Source organism: Pseudomonas urethralis (assembly GCF_021602465.1).
Lineage (GTDB): Bacteria > Pseudomonadota > Gammaproteobacteria > Pseudomonadales > Pseudomonadaceae > Aquipseudomonas > Aquipseudomonas vlassakiae.
In genome coordinates, this window is the sequence record NZ_BQIJ01000002.1 from 211774 (window position 1) to 227670 (window position 15897).

The following is a 15897-nucleotide window of genomic DNA, read 5'->3' on the forward strand; positions in this document are numbered from 1 at the left end:
TGGCGTTAGCACAAAAGAATGGCACCCAGCCATCACGGTTCTGTCACCTGCTGCTACGCTCAGAATCACACGAGAGAAACAAGGAACATCCAGTGACGGAACGCTTTCTGGCCGCGCTGTTTGGCCTGTTGTTGAGCGGCAGTGCCGTAGCGGCGGACTTCCTGGTCGAGGTGCGGGTACTGGTGCAGCGCGGCTGCATGCTGATTACCCAGCAGCGTGACGCGGGCGCCCAGGCCTTGGGTCGGATCGACCTGGGTGCTGCCGCACGCCTGGACGGCCCGGATGCGCCATTGAGTGGCGTATTGCTCAGCCAGCGCCCGCCACGGCTCGAGTGCAACCCTGACACAGCTTACCAAGTGCGCGTCGACGGTGGCCAGCATGGCGGCGTCGGCGAGCTGCGCTTTCTCGCCAGCGACGACACCAAGGCCAGACCGATCCCTTATCGGCTATTCCGTGATGCTGCCTGGCGCGAGCCGGTGGTTGTCGGTGAAGCGCATGCCGCGCGTGTGCCGGATACCGGGTCGGTCGAGCTGCCGCTCTACGCCCGCATCGACAAGCTGGCCTGGGTGCCACGCGCCGGCCAGTACGCCGACCGGCTCAAAGTCACGGTCACCTGGTAGCGAGGCACCCGGCACATGTTGAACCGTACCTCGATCCTGCTGCTCAGCCTTGGCCCGTTGCTGTTGCCCAGTAGCGCGGCACATGGCACCACCACAGGGTTCATCCAGGCGCGGCTGGTGATCAGCGCTGCCTGCCAGATCAACAGCGGTGACCAGCCGCCAGCCACGCTGGGCAATCCAGGCCTGATGGATTTCGGCGAGCGCGGCCCGAACTGGGACACGCCGCTGCGCAGTCGGGTCGACGAGGCGGGTGGCGAGGGCAGTTTGCGGATCAGTTGCACGCCAGAGGTGCGGGCGTTCAATGTGCGCATCAATGGTGGCCTCAATGGCGACGATGGCGTCCGTCGTCTCAGCAATGGCCGAGAAATGATCCCCTATCAACTGGCAGTCGATCCGGGTGGCAACAGCCGCTACGGCATCGGCCAGGCCCGTGCCTTTACCGTCAGCAGTTCCGAGCAGATCCCTATTCCCATCTACGGTGTGGTAGTGGCGCAGCCGCGCGCACTGCCGGCTGGGCTGTACCGCGACACCCTGAGAGTGACCCTGGACTGGTAAACGACGCAAGGAGACTCCGATGCGCACGACTTTTTCCCGTTGCATGCTCGCCGGCCTCGGCCTGGCCATGGCAGCTCACACCCAGGCCGCTACGGTGACCGGGACCATCTCCTCGACCCTGACCCTGACCTCGGCGTGCCAGGTCAACGGCGCCGGCGGTACCTCGGGGCTGAACTTCGGTACCCTGAACTTTGGCACCCAGGAAGCCCTGTTCACCACCGCCAATGCCCAGGTGCTGGGCGGTGGCGGTGGCGCCATGAGCATCCTCTGCTCGGCCGGCACGGTGCCGGCGATCCGTGTGCGTGCCGGGTCACATGATGGCCAGTCGACCGGCGGCACGCGTGCGCTGGCTGACGGCGCTGGCAATTTCGTGCCCTACGACTTCTACACCGATGCCGGGCGCACCACGCTGCTGGCCATCGACGGCACCATCACCTTGCCGACCAGCACTGGCGTGGCGCAGACCGTCAACCTGTATGGCCAGGCGCGGGGCAAGGCGGGCCTTCCTGCCGGGACGTACACCGACACCGTGGCAGTCGAGTTGTCGTTCTGAACCATGCTCAGCGCCATGCGTTACTGGCTCACGGGTTGCCTGACGGGGCTCGGCATGGGGCTGCCCGTGCCCCTGGATGCCGCGACCAGCAGTACCTTCCAGGTCAGCGCGCAGGTCGTTGCCGGCTGCCTGGTGGTGGGCGGGGTGACCAGCTACGGCGCGCTCGATTACGGCACCCAGTCGGCACTGTCCACCGGCCTTCTCAGTACCTCGCTGGGCGGTGCCACGGTGACCTTCCAGTGCACCCCGGGGGTGACCATGAGCATGAGCCTGGACGGCGGCCAGAACAGCACCAGTGGTACGCGCAACCTCAAGCGTTCGGGCGGCACCCAGGTGCTGGCCTACCAGTTGTACCGGGACGCGGCCTACAGCCAGGTCCTGGGCATCGGCCAGAGCGTGACGGTGAGCTACACCGACGCCACGGCCATCAAGTTGCCGGTGTATGGCCGCACCCAGTTGCCCGGCACTTTGCCGGCCGGGACCTACACCGATGTGGTGCAGGTATCGGTGACCTGGTGAGCACACCAGCACCCAAGAAAAAAGACCAAGGAGAGTGGCATGGGGGGAGGCGCGAAGTGGGCGCAAGGTGCGGTCGGTCTGTTGCTGTTGGCGAGCCTGCCGGCAGGGGCGGCCACCTCGGTGCTGATCTGGCCGATCGACCCGGTGCTGGAGGCTGACCAGAAGGCCGGCGCCCTGTGGCTGGAGAATCGCGGCACGGCGCCGGCCAGCCTGCAGGTACGGGTGTTCGCCTGGCGCCAGGGTGACTATCAGGAGCAGTTCCAGGCCCAGCGCGAGATCATCGGCAGCCCGCCGGTGGCCACTATCCCCCCCGGGCAAAAGCAGCTGATCCGCCTGACCCGCACGGGCAGTTCGCCGGCCGGCCAGGAGCAGGCCTACCGCATCATCATCGACGAGATCCCCTCGCCGATGCCCACCGACACTGCCAGCCAGGGCACCACCGCAGCGATCCGCCTGCAGATGCGCTATTCGGTGCCGTTGTTCGTCTATGGCGAAGGCTTGTGGGGCAAGCCCGACCCGCAAGGCAAGCGCAACGCCGACAGCGTCGGCAAGCCGCAGCTCAGCTGGCGCGCGGTGACGGTGCAGGGCAAACCCTATGTGGAAATGCGCAATACCGGCCCGGTGCATGCGCGCCTGACCGATGTGGTGGTGCAGCAGGGTGGTCAGGGCAAACCCTTGGCCGAAGGCCTGCTTGGCTATGTGCTACCCGGGGCCAGCATGCGTTGGCCGGCGCCTGTGGTGCCGAACGCGGGCAGCGTGATCAAGGGGAGGGTGAACGGCCAGGAGGTGGCCGAAGCGATCCGGCAAGGGCAATGAGCCCGCTGAATGAGCGGCAAGCGCCATGGAGGACGTGGCAATGGTCGGAATCCGTGTGTGAAATGGCTGTCGCGGGCTTCGCGCCGCTGGTGCCTGGGGCTGACCTTGTTCGGCCCCTGGCTGGCGCTGGCCGACGACCTGCCACCCCCGCCCAGCGAAACCATGGCCGTTGCCGACGCTACGCTGTACCTCGACTTGCTGGTGAACCAGATGCCCAGGGCTGAGCTGGTGGCCGTGCAGCAACGTGCCGGGCGCCTGTACCTGGACAGCGATGTGCTGCGCAACCTGGGCATTCAGCTGCCGGGCGATCCGCAGGGTGAAATTTCGCTGGACGATGTGCCGGGCCTGCACAGCGATTACGACAGCCAGAACCAGCGCCTGCTGCTGCAGGTGCCGCCGGCCTGGCTGCCGGACCAGCAGGTCGGTGATCGCGGGCTGTACCCGGCCACCGAGGCGCGCAGCAGTTTCGGCGCCTTGTTCAACTACGACCTGTACCTCAATGACACCGACGATGGCGGTTCCTACCTGGCAGCCTGGAACGAGCTGCGCGTGTTCGACAGCTGGGGCACGTTCTCGACCACCGGCCAGTGGCGCCAGTCGTTCAATGGTGCGCAGAGCGATGCCAATCGCCAGGGCTTTCTGCGCTATGACACCACCTGGCGGTTCACCGATGAACAGCGCCTGCTCACGTACGAAGCCGGTGACTTCGTGACCGGCGCCTTGCCCTGGACCAGTTCGGTGCGGGTGGGGGGCGTGCAGCTGTCGCGTGACTTTGGCGCCCGCCCGGATCTGGTGACCTACCCGTTGCCGGCCTTCGCTGGTGAAGCCGCGGTGCCGACCTCGCTGGACCTGTTCATCAATGGCTACAAGTCCAGCACCACCGAATTGCAGCCAGGCCCCTACACGCTGACCAACGTGCCGTTCATCAACGGTGCCGGCGAGGCCGTGGTGGTGACCACCGATGCCCTGGGCCGGCAGGTGTCCACGACCTTGCCGTTCTACGTCACCAGCAGCCTGCTGCAGAAAGGCCTGTCGGACTTCTCGGTGGCCGCCGGCAGCCTGCGCCGCGACTACGCCGTGGAAGATTTCAGCTACGGTAACGGCGTTGCCTCGGCCAGCCTGCGCCATGGCCTCAGCGACAGCATCACCCTGGAAACCCATGTTGAAACCGCGCAATCGCTGCTGCTCGGCGGCCTGGGCGGCAACATGCGCCTGGGTAACTTCGGCGTGCTCAATGCCGCCTTGGCACAGAGCCAGTTCGAGGGCGAGAATGGCCACCAGGTCGCCCTCGGCTACCAGTACAACAGCCAGCGCTTGGGCTTCAATTACCAGCGCCTGCAGCGCCATGGCGAGTATTCGGACCTGACCCGGGTCGACACCCCTGACATGCAACTGAGCCAGCGCAGCGAGCAGGTGACCCTGAGCGTCAACCTCGACCAGTACGGCAGCCTCGGCGCCGGCTATTTCGATGTCCGTGCTGGCGACGACACGCGCACCCGGCTGATCAACCTGAGCTGGAGCAAGCCGCTGTGGGGCAACAGCAGCCTGTACCTGTCGGCCAACCGCGAGGTCGGCGACAGCAACTGGGCGGTGCAGGCGCAGGTGGTGATGCCGTTCGACTTCGGCGGCACCCTGGCGGTGGGTACTGAACGCAGCAAGGATGGCGAGCGCCTGCAACGGGTCAATTACAGCCGCGCCGTGCCGGTGGGCGGCGGCGTCGGCTACAACCTCGGCTATGCCAGCGGCAGCGACCGCGATGCCTATCGCCAGGCTGACGTCACCTGGCGCCTGCAATCGGTGCAATTGCAGGCCGGCGTTTACGGCAGCAGCGGTGAGATGACCCGCTGGGCGGACGCCAGTGGTTCGCTGGTGTGGATGGATTCCGGCGTATACGCCGCCAACCGCATCGATGATGCCTTCGTGGTGGTCAGCACCAATGGCTACGCCGATGTGCCGGTGCGTTACGAGAACCAGGAAATCGGCCGCACCGACCGTAGCGGCCACCTGCTGGTGCCGTACAGCAGCGGCTACTACCGCGGCAAGTACGAAATCGACCCGATGAACCTGCCGCCCGACGTGCTGGCCGCCGAGGTCGAGCAGCGGGTGGCGGTGCGCCGTGGCAGCGGCTACCTGCTGGAGTTTGCGCTCAAGCGTGTGCTGGCGGCGAGCATCGAGCTGGTCGACGCCGATCAGCAACCGCTGAAGCTCGGCAGCAAGGTCAGCCATCAGGAAAGCGGCAGCCAGGCTGTGGTGGGCTGGGACGGGCTGGTCTACCTGGAGAACCTGTCGGCGCACAACCGCCTGCGCGTGACGGTGGAAGGAGGAGGGCAGTGCCAGGTGGAATTCGATTTGCCCGATTCGCCAGGCAGTGTTCCGCTGATCGGCCCACTGGTGTGCCGATGAAGCGGCTGTCGTGTGCCTTGATGCTGTTGCCGGCAGGTTCGGCCTGGGCGCTGTGCTCGTCGGTGGCCACCACGCCGGCGGCGTTCGGCACGATCAACTCGACCCTGGTACGTACCACGATACAGAGCGCATCGAGCACCAATTCCGGGCTGCAATGCACCGGTTCGCTGCTGAGCCTGCTCAGTGCCAGCGACCATTTCTATGCGACCATCACCTCGTCCACCAGTGGGCTGGTTGGCCCAACGGGCGACGTCATTGCGTACACCCTGTATGCAGACAACAGCACCAGCTATCCGATCACCCGCGGTGTCGCTTTCGATTTCGCCCGAAATGGCATCCTCGATCTACTGGGGTTGTTGAATGGCACCACGCCCAAGGCGGTGCCGCTTTACATGAAGACCCAGGTCGGCAGCAATGTCGCGGCGGGGTTGTACCAGGAAACCCTGACCATCGCCTGGAGCTGGAACTACTGCTCCGGGATCGGTGCCGGCAGCCTCTGCCTGGGGCGGGATATCGGCTCCGGCACCCAGACGATGACCGTCAACCTGACGGTGAGCAACGACTGCCAGATCACCACCCCCAGTATCAGCTTCGGCAGCGCCCCGGTGGTGGCCGGGTTTGGCACCGTGAGCCAGAGCGTGAGCCTGTCGTGCACCAAGGGCAGTGCCTATACGGTGGGCTTGAATGATGGGGAGAATGTGTCCGGCGGGCGGCGGCGGATGAAGTCCTCGGCGGGCAACTACCTGGCCTATGACATCTTCAAGAGCGCAGGCACCGTGCGCTGGGGCTCGCTGACCACCGCCCGGCGAGCGAGCAGCGATGCCGATGTGAACCCCGGTAACGGTACCGGGACCGGAAGCCAGTTATTCAACTACAACGCCAAGGTCTACACCGACCAGGCCACACCGCCAGCGGCCAGTTACATCGACAATGTGATTCTGGATGTGCAGTTCTGATGGTGTAGTCCTGCACCGGCCTCTTCGCGGGCACGCCCGCTCCCACAGGTGAAATACAGGTCTTGAGTGTGGTGCTTTCCTGTGGGAGCGGGCTTGCCCGCGAAGAGGCCGATCCTGCTCAGCGCAAGTCGTCGATCATCGTCAGCAACGTCTCCAGCACCGCCCCGGCCAACGCCTTGGACCGCGCCCCAGACCACTGGGCCAGCGGCTCCGGTGCATCATCATGGTCCTTGAATGGCATCTCGAGGGTCAACGACAGGCAGTCATACGCCATCCCCACGGCATTGCACGCCAGCGTGGTATTCGCCTGCCCCGGCTCGTCCCGCGTGTAGCCATGCACCGTCTGGAAGTCCCTGGTCATGCTGCACAAGGTCGTACGGAACTGCTCTTCCAGCTTGGCCAGCCGCGGCGTGTACCCCGGGTTACCCTCGCAGGCCGCCGTGAACACATGGGGGATTTCCTCATCCCCATGCACATCGATGAATGCATCCACCCCGTACTGCTTCATCTGTGCCTGGGCAAAGAACACCTCCGGGCTGAGCTCGACACTGGCATCCTGCCAGGCACGGTTCAGGTCCTTGCCCTTGAAGTTGGTCCGCAAGTGGCCGAGGAACGCACCGTCCGGGTTCATGTTCGGGATCAGGTACAGGTCGGCCTTTGCCAGCAGTTCCTGAACGGTCGGGTCATTGGCTTGCAGCCGGTCGATCACCCCCTCCATGAACCACTCGGCCATGTGCTCGCCCGGGTGTTGCTGGGCAATCAGCCACAGCTTGCGCTTGCCTGCCGCGCCATTGCCGGCGCGCAGCAGTGGGATATCCCGGCCTTGCACGCTGCGGCCGTGGGCCAGCAGTTCGACGCCAGGGATCTGCTGCGCCCGTTCGATCAACTGGTTGTGGCGGGCACGCGGGTAAGGTTGGAAGTAGGCGAACCAGACCTGCGCATGTTCGGCCTTGAGTTCGAACGACAACGCCTTGCCATCGAACTGGCTTGGCACGCGGAACCAGCGCTGCTGGTCGTAGGAGGCCACGGCGTTGTAGCCGCTCCAGGCGTTCTTGTAGGAAGACTCGCCGGCGTTGTCCAGGCTGAAGCGGTGGACCTGGCCCACGGTGAGGCCGCTGACCTTGAAGTGAAACCACTGGAAGTGGCCGCTGTTCGTGTCCGGGCGGATGGCCAGGTGCACCTGGGCCGGGTTGCTGGCATCCAGGACCTGGATGTTGCCGGAGTCGAAATCGCAGTCGATTTGCAGGGGGGACAGCGTCACGGTCATGGGCGGGCTCCTTGGGATTTGTTGTGGGCGTACTGTACACCGCTTGAAGGTGGGCGTGTGGGTGGACTATCGGGTGCGCGTGTCTGAGGTGCGGGAAGTTTCCTACAAGTACTAATGGCTTTTCCTTCAAAGTTGCATCTTGTGCTTCTTGCTTTAACGGCGAATTATCTGGCGTTGCAATGGCGCGCTGCTAAATGAAGTGGTCGGGTTCGATTGCATCCTATTTATAGGGTTTGAGAAAAAAGGTTGGCACGATGAATAGGCGAGACGCTTCGCGGTCCACCCGTTGTTATGTTTTATTGCTCCTCCTCATCAGCCTCCTCGGGGTGTTTCCGCTCGATGTGATTTTGCCCTCCGTGCCGTTGCTGGCCCGGGACTTTGATGTTGATGCGCACTACATTGCGTATTCGATCAGCCTTTTCGCGGTCGGTGTCGCCATTTCGCAAAGCATCATCGGTCCGCTTTCTGATCGAATGGGGCGAAAACGACTGCTGATCGCTGGTCTGATGGTTTCCATTACAGGGGCCGTGGGGTGCATCTTCGCAACCAGTTACGAAGGCTTCATGGCCTTTCGTTTTCTACAGGCGGTGGGCTGCGGGTGCTTCGTACTTGGCCAGGCGCTGGTGCAGGACAAGTTCAGTGGCCATGAACGCAATGCGATGCGAATCCTGATGACCAGTGCAAGTGGCTTGTTTATTTCGTTGTCACCGCTTGCAGGCAGCGTGCTCCAGCAGTATCTGGGGTGGGCAGGCAGCTTTCAGGTCTTTGTAGTGCTGGCCATTGTTGTGCTGGCGCTTGTGTTGAAGTTACTGCAAGAGAAGCCGACATCATCTGGCAGTGCAGGCGTTTTAGATAGTTATCAGGTTTTACTCAAGGACCGCGCTTTTCTCGTCGGTTCGCTATTTTCATGCTTGGCGTTCGCTTGCCATTTTTCATTTGTGGTCGTTTCCCCATTGTTGCTCATCGAGCAACTTGGCCTGACGGAGTTCGCCTTTTCCATGGTCTTTATCGGATATGGGCTGGCTTACCTGATCGGCGGCTTCATTGCCAGTTGGCTGAATTGCCGCATCGCGATGCATGCGCAGGTGGGGTGGGGATTTGCACTCATCGGTCTGGCTGGGCTAGCTCTTTGCCTGGTTGTCACCCTGCATGAGCTTGGGGTTTTCAGCCTTATGCTTCCATTGGTGCTCTGTACCATCGGTACAACCATTGTGCGGCCAGCTGCAACGAGTCATGCGCTGGGGTTGCACCCGGAGCGTGCTGGTGCTGCGGCGTCGCTCAACAATACGATGCTGTTTGCATTCGGTGGGGGCGCCAGCATGCTGGTGGCATCCATGAGGAGTAGCTTGCCGATGAGCCTGGCACTGGGCTTTGTCGCCTGCAGCCTTGCGGGCTGGTGCTTGCTTATCTATCTGAAAGGTTTGGAGCGGCGCCAGCGGGTTTGTGACTCAGGCCCAATACCCAAACAACAGTAGCGCAGCCAAGCCCAAACCAACCGCCACCGAACACCCACCCACCGAAATCGCCGCACGCCCTTGCCGATACCAGCCATCCTGCCCCAGCTCCCGGGCCGGGGCGAGCAGGCTGCGCCAGCGCAGCTCGGTATCATGAAACGCCTGCAGATGCGCAGGTGCTGCATCCAGCCAGCGGCGAAAGTCGATACGCTCGCACGACGTCACGTCCGGGCTCTGCAGGCGTACATACCATTGCCCGGCCACACTGGCCAACGCATCCCCGCGTGGTTGCAGCACTTGCAGCGCCTGGTTCATGTGGCGTTCGATGCTGAGCAGCGGAAGGTCGAGGCGGGTGGCGATACTGGCGAAGTCCAGTTGATCGAGGCGGTTGAGCAGGAACACTTGCTGCACGCGCCGGGGCAGGCGCTTGAGTGCGAACAGCAGCTCATGTTCGGCAGCATGGTCGCTGGAGGGCGTAGGGTGCTCGAGGGGCAGCAGCAGACGGCTCATGGACAGCTCCTTGCTCGGGGTAGGGTGGGGGCATCGTCCTTGATGCAGAATCAGCCTAGTCAAAACGAGATTGATTCTCAAGTGCTGATTCCGCAAAGATTTGTAATGAGCGTTCACGCTCTGAAACACTTTTGCTATCATGCGCGCCATCAACGATCTTCATTAGCCTGAAGAGCCAAAAAAAATGACCCGACAAAAGCCGGGTCAAAACCGTGATTAGCCTGATGAGGAGATAATCTGGAGCGACCTAAGCTCCGGGTTATCCAGCAGATCTTGCGATCAGCTGAGTGCAATAATAATCGTTATCATTTGCCAGTCAAATGAATTTTCAGTTATCCGGTAAAAAGATTTTACCGGCGCGCTTCCTGATCCCGGCAAATGGGGCCTTTTGCCGAGATCCGGCCATCACGTTTCTCCCGTCTTTTTTGCCTATAAGCCGTTCTGCAGGGCGCGTCTGTGCTCCAGCAGGGCCCTGGCCATGTCGATCATGTGCATCAGCGCAAACGTCAATTCGCGGGTGCTGCCTTCCTGATGGGTGGCGGTTTCGTGGGCTGTGGCGGCGGCGCAGCGCAGCAGCTCGGTGGCGTGATCCTGGGCCTGCTCGACGGTGACGCCTTCGTGCAGGGTCCAGATCCGGTTGTTCGCGCTAGGGCGCGTGGGGTTCGGATTGAGGTAGTAATCGAGCGCGCGGCGGGCCGCTTCGCTGTCGAGATCTGTTACGTCGTCTTTCGGTGGTTTCATCCTGATACCTGCGCAGGCCAATGGGAAAGGGTTCTGCCTGAGTTTAATACCTTGGGTATTTATGTGCTTTTCTAGAAATAATACTGAATGTTTATTGAGCGCCAGAAGGCAGTCCGTATCGTGCCAGCGATGAATATGGATAAATGGATTGCCCTCGTCCGTGACAGGATGGAGGAGTTGAAGCTCACTCAAGAGCAGCTTGCCGAGCGCGTTGGCGTGTCTCAAGGCAGCGTGGGGCATTGGGTGAACAAGCGGCGCCAGCCGAAGATCGAGTCGATGAACCGCACGTTCGTCGAGATTGGCATGCCTCATTACAGCGTCAGCCTGCAGTTGCGCATTCAGGGGCAAGTGGGTGAGGAGCGTGGCAGCTACGAGGTGGATGACGACGATGACGAACTTGATCTCATGCAATACATCGTGTGTTTTCGCTACCCCGTTTTGGCGTGGGATGAGCTAGGTGCCGCAGAGGTTGTCGAGCCTGGCGTATTCGAACAGACGGACTACCTGGCCCAGGGCAAGGCGTTCTGGTTGACGGTGGAAAACGACACGATGAGCTCAGCCAGTGGCCGCAGTGTGCCGCAGGGCATGCGGATACTGGTGGATCCGGGGCTGGAAGCGGAGCCGGGGCGCTTGGTGATTGCCCGGCAGCCGGGGAAGACGGCGATCCTGCGTGAGCTGACCGAGGAGGGTGGGCAGCAGTACCTGAAGGCGCTGAACCGCAGTTATCCGACGCTGGTGTGTGAAGAGGGGTGCGAGTTTCTCGGGGTGGTCGTGCGGGTGCATGGGGTCTTTTAGGGCGTGGCATTCGATTGAGGGCTGGCAGGTGCATGCCGCAGCATTTTTAGCGCCTGTAAGATCGAGCGCCGCCCGCGCGGCGCATCGCGGATAAATCCGCTCCTACAGTTTGTTTCGGGCCAGTCTCTCCTGCGAGGTCATCGCTGTTCGCCTTGTTTGTTCCCTTCGATATCGAGGTGGGCACCAAGGCGGTCCCTGTTGGCGGCACAGGAATGATTGGCCCGAAACAGATGTAGGATTTATCCGCGATGCGCCGCGCGGGCGGCGCTCGATCTTACAGGCGCTAAAAATGCTGCGACCCACACCCGTCGGCCGCAATCCAACCCACCACCTCACTCCACCAGTTCGACCAGCACCGTCCCTTCGCTGACCATATCCCCTTCCTGACAGAACAGCGCCTTCACGGTCCCGCCATGGGGCGCACGGATGCTGTGCTCCATCTTCATGGCTTCCAGCACCACCAGTGCCGTTCCAGCCTCCACCACTTGCCCAGGCTCCACCAAAACCCGCACGATGCTGCCGTTCATGGGCGCACCCAGCCCACCCTGATGGCTGTGGCTGGCCTCGGCCTCGGCGATCGGGTCGAAGGCTTCGACGGCATGTACCTCGCCATCCCAACGCAGGAACAGCGTGCCCCCGCGACGTACCGCCAGATAGCGGCGACGGATACCGCCCTGGTCATGGCCCAGCTGTTCGCCCTCCAGCTGCCAGATCGACGCGGCACTGCACTCCAGGGCAACCGCCTGGCTTTCACCGCCGCTGACCAGGTGCAGGCTGCTGCGCGCCGGCAGCCCCAGGCGCAGGCCATTGCGCGCGGCCCACGGCGAACGCCCATCGTCGGCCCGCTGGTGTGGCGACTGGCCTTGTAGCCAGGCTTCTGCTGCAGCCTCCCAGAAGCCCGCAGGCAGTGCCTGGGGGGCAGGCAGCAGCACGTCCTGATGCCGGGGAATGAAACCGGTATCCAGCTCGGCGGCGGCAAAGGACGGGTGGGCCAGGATGCGGCGCAGGAAGGTGATATTGGTCTTCAGCCCGCCGATGGCGAACTCGTCGAGCATGGCCAGCAAGCGCAGGCGCGCCTGCTCGCGGTCCTGGCCCCAGGCGATCAGCTTGCCCAGCATCGGGTCGTAGAACGGCGACACCACGTCGCCTTCGCTGACCCCGCTGTCCACCCGGCGACCTTCGCCCGGTGCCGACTCGCGGTACAGCGTCAACGTACCGGTGGCCGGCAGGAATTCATTGGCCGGGTCCTCGGCATACAGCCGCACCTCGATGGCATGGCCGATCAGCGGCACCTGTGCCTGGGTGATCGGCAGCGGCTCGCCGCAGGCCACGCGGATCTGCCAGGCCACCAGGTCGAGGCCGGTGATGGCTTCGGTGACCGGGTGCTCGACCTGCAGGCGGGTATTCATCTCCATGAAGAAGAACTCGCCACGGGCGTCCAGCAGAAATTCGACGGTACCCGCGCCGACATAGCCGATGGCTTGGGCCGCGCGTACCGCCGCTTCGCCCATGGCCTGACGCAACGCGGCGGACAGGCCCGGCGCTGGGGCTTCCTCAACGACCTTCTGATGGCGACGCTGGATCGAGCAATCCCGCTCGTTGAGGTACAGGCAGTTGCCGTGCTGGTCGGCGAACACCTGGATTTCCACATGGCGTGGCTTGAGCACGTACTTCTCCACCAGCATGCGCGCATCGCCAAAGGACGACTGCGCCTCACGCTGGGCCGAGGCCAGGGCGTCGGCCAGCTGGCTTTCGTCCTCGACCACTTTCATGCCCTTGCCACCGCCACCGGCGCTGGCCTTGAGCAGCACCGGGTAGCCGATGCGCTCGGCGGCGGCGCGGAAGGTGTCCAGGTCCTGGGCTTCGCCGTGGTAACCGGGCACCAGTGGCACCCCGGCCGCTTCCATCAAGGCCTTGGCCGCCGACTTGCTGCCCATGGCATCGATGGCGCTGGCCGGTGGGCCGAGGAAGATCAGCCCGGCCTGTTCGACGGCGCGGGCAAAGCCGGCGTTCTCGGACAGGAAGCCATAGCCCGGGTGGATGGCCTGGGCGCCGCTGGCCTTGGCCGCAGCGAGAATCTTGTCGACCACCAGATAACTGTCGGCGGCCTTGCTGCCGCCCAGGTCGACGCGAATATCCGCTTCGCGGCTGTGACGGGCGTCACGGTCGGTGGCGCTGTGCACGGCAACGGTGGTCAGGCCCATGGCCTTGGCGGTGCGCATGACCCGGCAGGCGATCTCGCCACGGTTGGCGACCAGCAGGGTGGTCAAAGCGGGGCGGCTCATGGGCGCGGCTCCTTCTTGTCGTCGGTTTGCCAGGCGGGGCGGCGTTTTTCCAGGAAGGCGCGCAGGCCCTCCTGGCCTTCGGCGCTGACGCGGATGCGGGCGATGGTGTTTTCGCAGTAGCGGCGCAGGGCCGGGCTGAGTTCGCCGTCGTCCACTTCGCGCAGCAGGTCCTTGGTGGCGCGCAGCGCTTGCGGGCTGTTCTGCAGCAGGTTGTTCACCCAGGCTTCGACCTGCGCGTCCAGTTCACTGGCCGGGTACACCTCGGCCAGCAGGCCCAGCTCGCGGGCCCGCACGCCGCTGAAACGCTCGGCGGTGAGGGCATAACGGCGTGCGGCGCGTTCGCCGATGGCCTTGACCACGAACGGGCTGATCACCGCCGGGGCCAGGCCGATGCGCACTTCCGACAGGCACAGTTGCGCGTCTTCGGTGCCAATGGCCATGTCGCAGCAGCTGATCAGGCCCAGCGCGCCGCCGAAGGCCGCGCCTTGCACCACGGCCAGGGTCGGCGCCTTGAGGCGGTGCAGGGCGTACATCAGTTCACCGAGCTCGCGGGCGTCATCGAGGTTGGTGTTGAAGTCCAGCTGCGCCGATTGCTGCATCCAGGCCAGGTCGGCGCCGGCGCTGAAGTGCCGGCCGCGGCCGCGCAGCAGCAGGAAGCGCAGGCTGGCATCTTCGGCCAGTTGGTCGAGGGCAACGATCAGTTCGCGGATCATCAGCGCGTTGAAGGCGTTGTTCTTGTCCTCGCGGCTCAGCCACAGGGTGGCGAAGCCGCGAGGGTCGCGGATCACTTCGAGGGTGCTGAAATCGCTCATGGATCACATCCGGAAAATGCCGAAGCGGCTCTGTTCGATCGGGGCGTTCAGTGCGGCTGACAACGCCAGGCCGAGCACGTCGCGGGTTTGCGCCGGGTCGATGACACCGTCGTCCCACAGCCGGGCGCTGGAGTAATAGGGATGGCCCTGGTGCTCGTACTGGTCGAGGATCGGCTGCTTGAGCCTGGCCTCGTCTTCTGCGCTGAAGGCCTGGCCGCTGCGCTCGCTCTGCTCGCGCTTGACCTGGGCCAGCACCCCGGCGGCCTGCTCGGCGCCCATCACGCCGATCCGCGCGTTGGGCCACATCCACAGGAAGCGTGGGTCGTAGGCGCGGCCGCACATGCCGTAGTTGCCCGCGCCGAAGCTGCCGCCGATGATCACCGTGAACTTCGGCACCTGGGCACAGGCCACGGCGGTGACCAGCTTGGCGCCGTGCTTGGCGATGCCGCCTGCTTCGTATTTCTTGCCGACCATGAAGCCGGTGATGTTCTGCAGGAACAATAGCGGGATGCCGCGCTGGCAGGCCAGTTCGATGAAGTGCGCGCCTTTTTGCGCGGCTTCGGCGAAAAGGATGCCGTTGTTGGCCAGGATCGCCACCGGGTAGCCATGCAGGTGGGCGAAGCCGCACACCAGGGTGGTGCCGAACAGGGCCTTGAACTCATCGAACACCGAACCGTCGACCAGCCGCGCGATCACTTCGCGCACGTCGAACGGCTGCTTGGCATCGGCCGGGACCACACCATACAGCTCGTCGGCGGCATACAGGGGAGCCACCGGTGCCTGGCATTGCAGCTTGCCGAGCTTGTGCCAGTTGAGGTTGGCCACGCTGCGCCGGGCGATGGCCAAGGCGTGTTCATCGTTGTCGGCGTAGTGGTCGGCAACGCCGCTGGTGCGGCAATGCACATCGGCGCCGCCGAGGTCTTCGGCGCTGACCACTTCACCGGTGGCGGCTTTCACCAATGGCGGCCCGGCGAGGAAAATGGTCGCCTGCTCGCGCACCATGATCGCCTCGTCGGCCATGGCCGGCACATAGGCGCCGCCCGCCGTGCACGAGCCCATCACCACGGCGATCTGCGGGATGCCCAGCGCGCTCATGTTGGCCTGGTTGAAGAAAATCCGCCCAAAGTGCTCGCGGTCGGGGAACACTTCGTCCTGGCGCGGCAGGTTGGCGCCACCGGAATCCACCAGGTAGATGCACGGCAGGCGGTTCTGCAGGGCAATGGTCTGCGCGCGCAAATGCTTCTTCACTGTCAGCGGGTAGTAGGAACCGCCTTTGACCGTGGCGTCGTTGGCGACGATCATGCATTCCACGCCTTCGACGCGGCCGATGCCGGCGATTACCCCGGCGGCCGGCACGTCTTCGCCGTACACCTCATGGGCCGCCAGCTGGCCGATCTCGAGGAACGGCGAGCCCGGGTCGAGCAGCCGGTCGATGCGCTCGCGCGGCAGCAGCTTGCCACGCGAGGTATGCCGCTCCTGGGCCTTGGGCCCGCCGCCCTGGGCCACCTGGGCGAGCAGCCCGCGCAGGGCCTGGACCTGTTCGAGCATGGCCGCGCGGTTGCCGGCGAACTCCGCCGAACGCGGGTTGATCTGGGTGTGCAAGGTAGCCAT

Annotated in this window: 15 protein-coding genes; 9 read left to right on the forward strand and 6 right to left on the reverse strand. The window is 64.1% G+C overall.

Annotation, left to right across the window (positions count from 1 at the left end; all coding sequences use genetic code 11):
• The first annotated feature begins 92 nt into the window (after nucleotides 1-92).
• The 7 genes from L6D64_RS03770 to L6D64_RS03800 all read left to right on the forward strand — a co-directional run bounded on the left by L6D64_RS03770 (nucleotide 93) and on the right by L6D64_RS03800 (nucleotide 6422).
• The gene (locus L6D64_RS03770) at nucleotides 93-620 is read left to right on the forward strand and encodes a Csu type fimbrial protein (protein ID WP_054886266.1); all 528 of its coding nucleotides are present in this window, start codon (nucleotides 93-95) and stop codon (nucleotides 618-620) included.
• Nucleotides 621-638: 18 nt separating this feature from the next.
• Entirely contained in the window at nucleotides 639-1175 is a 537-nt protein-coding gene (locus L6D64_RS03775) for a Csu type fimbrial protein (RefSeq protein WP_176507517.1), read from the forward strand.
• A 19-nt stretch (nucleotides 1176-1194) separates the two neighbouring features.
• Nucleotides 1195-1728, forward strand: a complete 534-nt coding sequence (locus tag L6D64_RS03780; RefSeq protein WP_054886267.1) for a Csu type fimbrial protein — start codon at nucleotides 1195-1197, stop codon at nucleotides 1726-1728.
• 15 nt (nucleotides 1729-1743) lie between these two features.
• Entirely contained in the window at nucleotides 1744-2247 is a 504-nt protein-coding gene (locus L6D64_RS03785) for a Csu type fimbrial protein (protein ID WP_176507479.1), read from the forward strand.
• A gap of 39 nt (nucleotides 2248-2286) precedes the next feature.
• Complete coding sequence (locus L6D64_RS03790; RefSeq protein WP_176507480.1) at nucleotides 2287-3063, forward strand: fimbrial biogenesis chaperone; 777 nt, start codon at nucleotides 2287-2289, stop codon at nucleotides 3061-3063.
• A gap of 162 nt (nucleotides 3064-3225) precedes the next feature.
• Nucleotides 3226-5466 (forward strand): fimbria/pilus outer membrane usher protein, encoded by a 2241-nt coding sequence (locus L6D64_RS03795; RefSeq protein WP_371870303.1) that lies wholly within the window; start codon nucleotides 3226-3228, stop codon nucleotides 5464-5466.
• Nucleotides 5463-6422 (forward strand): Csu type fimbrial protein, encoded by a 960-nt coding sequence (locus tag L6D64_RS03800; protein ID WP_176507482.1) that lies wholly within the window; start codon nucleotides 5463-5465, stop codon nucleotides 6420-6422. Before L6D64_RS03795 ends, L6D64_RS03800 begins: the two co-directional genes overlap by 4 nt.
• Nucleotides 6423-6540: 118 nt before the next feature.
• On the opposite strand, the gene L6D64_RS03805 is transcribed toward L6D64_RS03800, so the two are convergent.
• A complete protein-coding gene (locus tag L6D64_RS03805) occupies nucleotides 6541-7689 on the reverse strand; it encodes a M14 family metallopeptidase (RefSeq protein WP_176507483.1) in 1149 nt (382 codons plus the stop codon).
• 254 nt (nucleotides 7690-7943) lie between these two features.
• Between L6D64_RS03805 and L6D64_RS03810 the strand changes: the two genes are divergently transcribed.
• Nucleotides 7944-9164: an MFS transporter gene (locus tag L6D64_RS03810; protein WP_176507484.1), complete on the forward strand. Its 1221-nt coding sequence runs from the start codon at nucleotides 7944-7946 to the stop codon at nucleotides 9162-9164.
• Here the strand turns inward: L6D64_RS03810 and L6D64_RS03815 are convergent.
• Both L6D64_RS03815 and L6D64_RS03820 read right to left on the reverse strand, forming a co-directional pair.
• Nucleotides 9138-9653, reverse strand: coding sequence for a DUF4880 domain-containing protein (locus tag L6D64_RS03815; RefSeq protein ID WP_176507485.1), 516 nt, complete (start codon nucleotides 9651-9653; stop codon nucleotides 9138-9140). The genes L6D64_RS03810 and L6D64_RS03815 overlap by 27 nt on opposite strands.
• A gap of 429 nt (nucleotides 9654-10082) precedes the next feature.
• On the reverse strand, nucleotides 10083-10394 hold the full coding sequence (locus L6D64_RS03820) for a DUF6124 family protein (RefSeq protein ID WP_176507486.1): 312 nt from the start codon (nucleotides 10392-10394) through the stop codon (nucleotides 10083-10085).
• A gap of 87 nt (nucleotides 10395-10481) precedes the next feature.
• Here L6D64_RS03820 and L6D64_RS03825 point away from each other — a divergent pair, with 87 nt between their 5' ends.
• The gene (locus L6D64_RS03825; protein WP_176507487.1) at nucleotides 10482-11189 is read left to right on the forward strand and encodes a LexA family transcriptional regulator; all 708 of its coding nucleotides are present in this window, start codon (nucleotides 10482-10484) and stop codon (nucleotides 11187-11189) included.
• Between the two features lie 332 nt (nucleotides 11190-11521).
• On the opposite strand, the gene L6D64_RS03830 is transcribed toward L6D64_RS03825, so the two are convergent.
• From L6D64_RS03830 to L6D64_RS03840, 3 genes are read right to left on the reverse strand one after another with little or no spacing between them, the layout of a single operon-like run.
• Nucleotides 11522-13474, reverse strand: a complete 1953-nt coding sequence (locus L6D64_RS03830) for an acetyl/propionyl/methylcrotonyl-CoA carboxylase subunit alpha (protein WP_176507488.1) — start codon at nucleotides 13472-13474, stop codon at nucleotides 11522-11524.
• Nucleotides 13471-14286: a gamma-carboxygeranoyl-CoA hydratase gene (locus tag L6D64_RS03835; protein ID WP_176507489.1), complete on the reverse strand. Its 816-nt coding sequence runs from the start codon at nucleotides 14284-14286 to the stop codon at nucleotides 13471-13473. The genes L6D64_RS03830 and L6D64_RS03835 overlap by 4 nt, the downstream gene beginning before the upstream one ends.
• A gap of 3 nt (nucleotides 14287-14289) precedes the next feature.
• On the reverse strand, nucleotides 14290-15897 hold the full coding sequence (locus L6D64_RS03840; RefSeq protein WP_176507490.1) for a carboxyl transferase domain-containing protein: 1608 nt from the start codon (nucleotides 15895-15897) through the stop codon (nucleotides 14290-14292).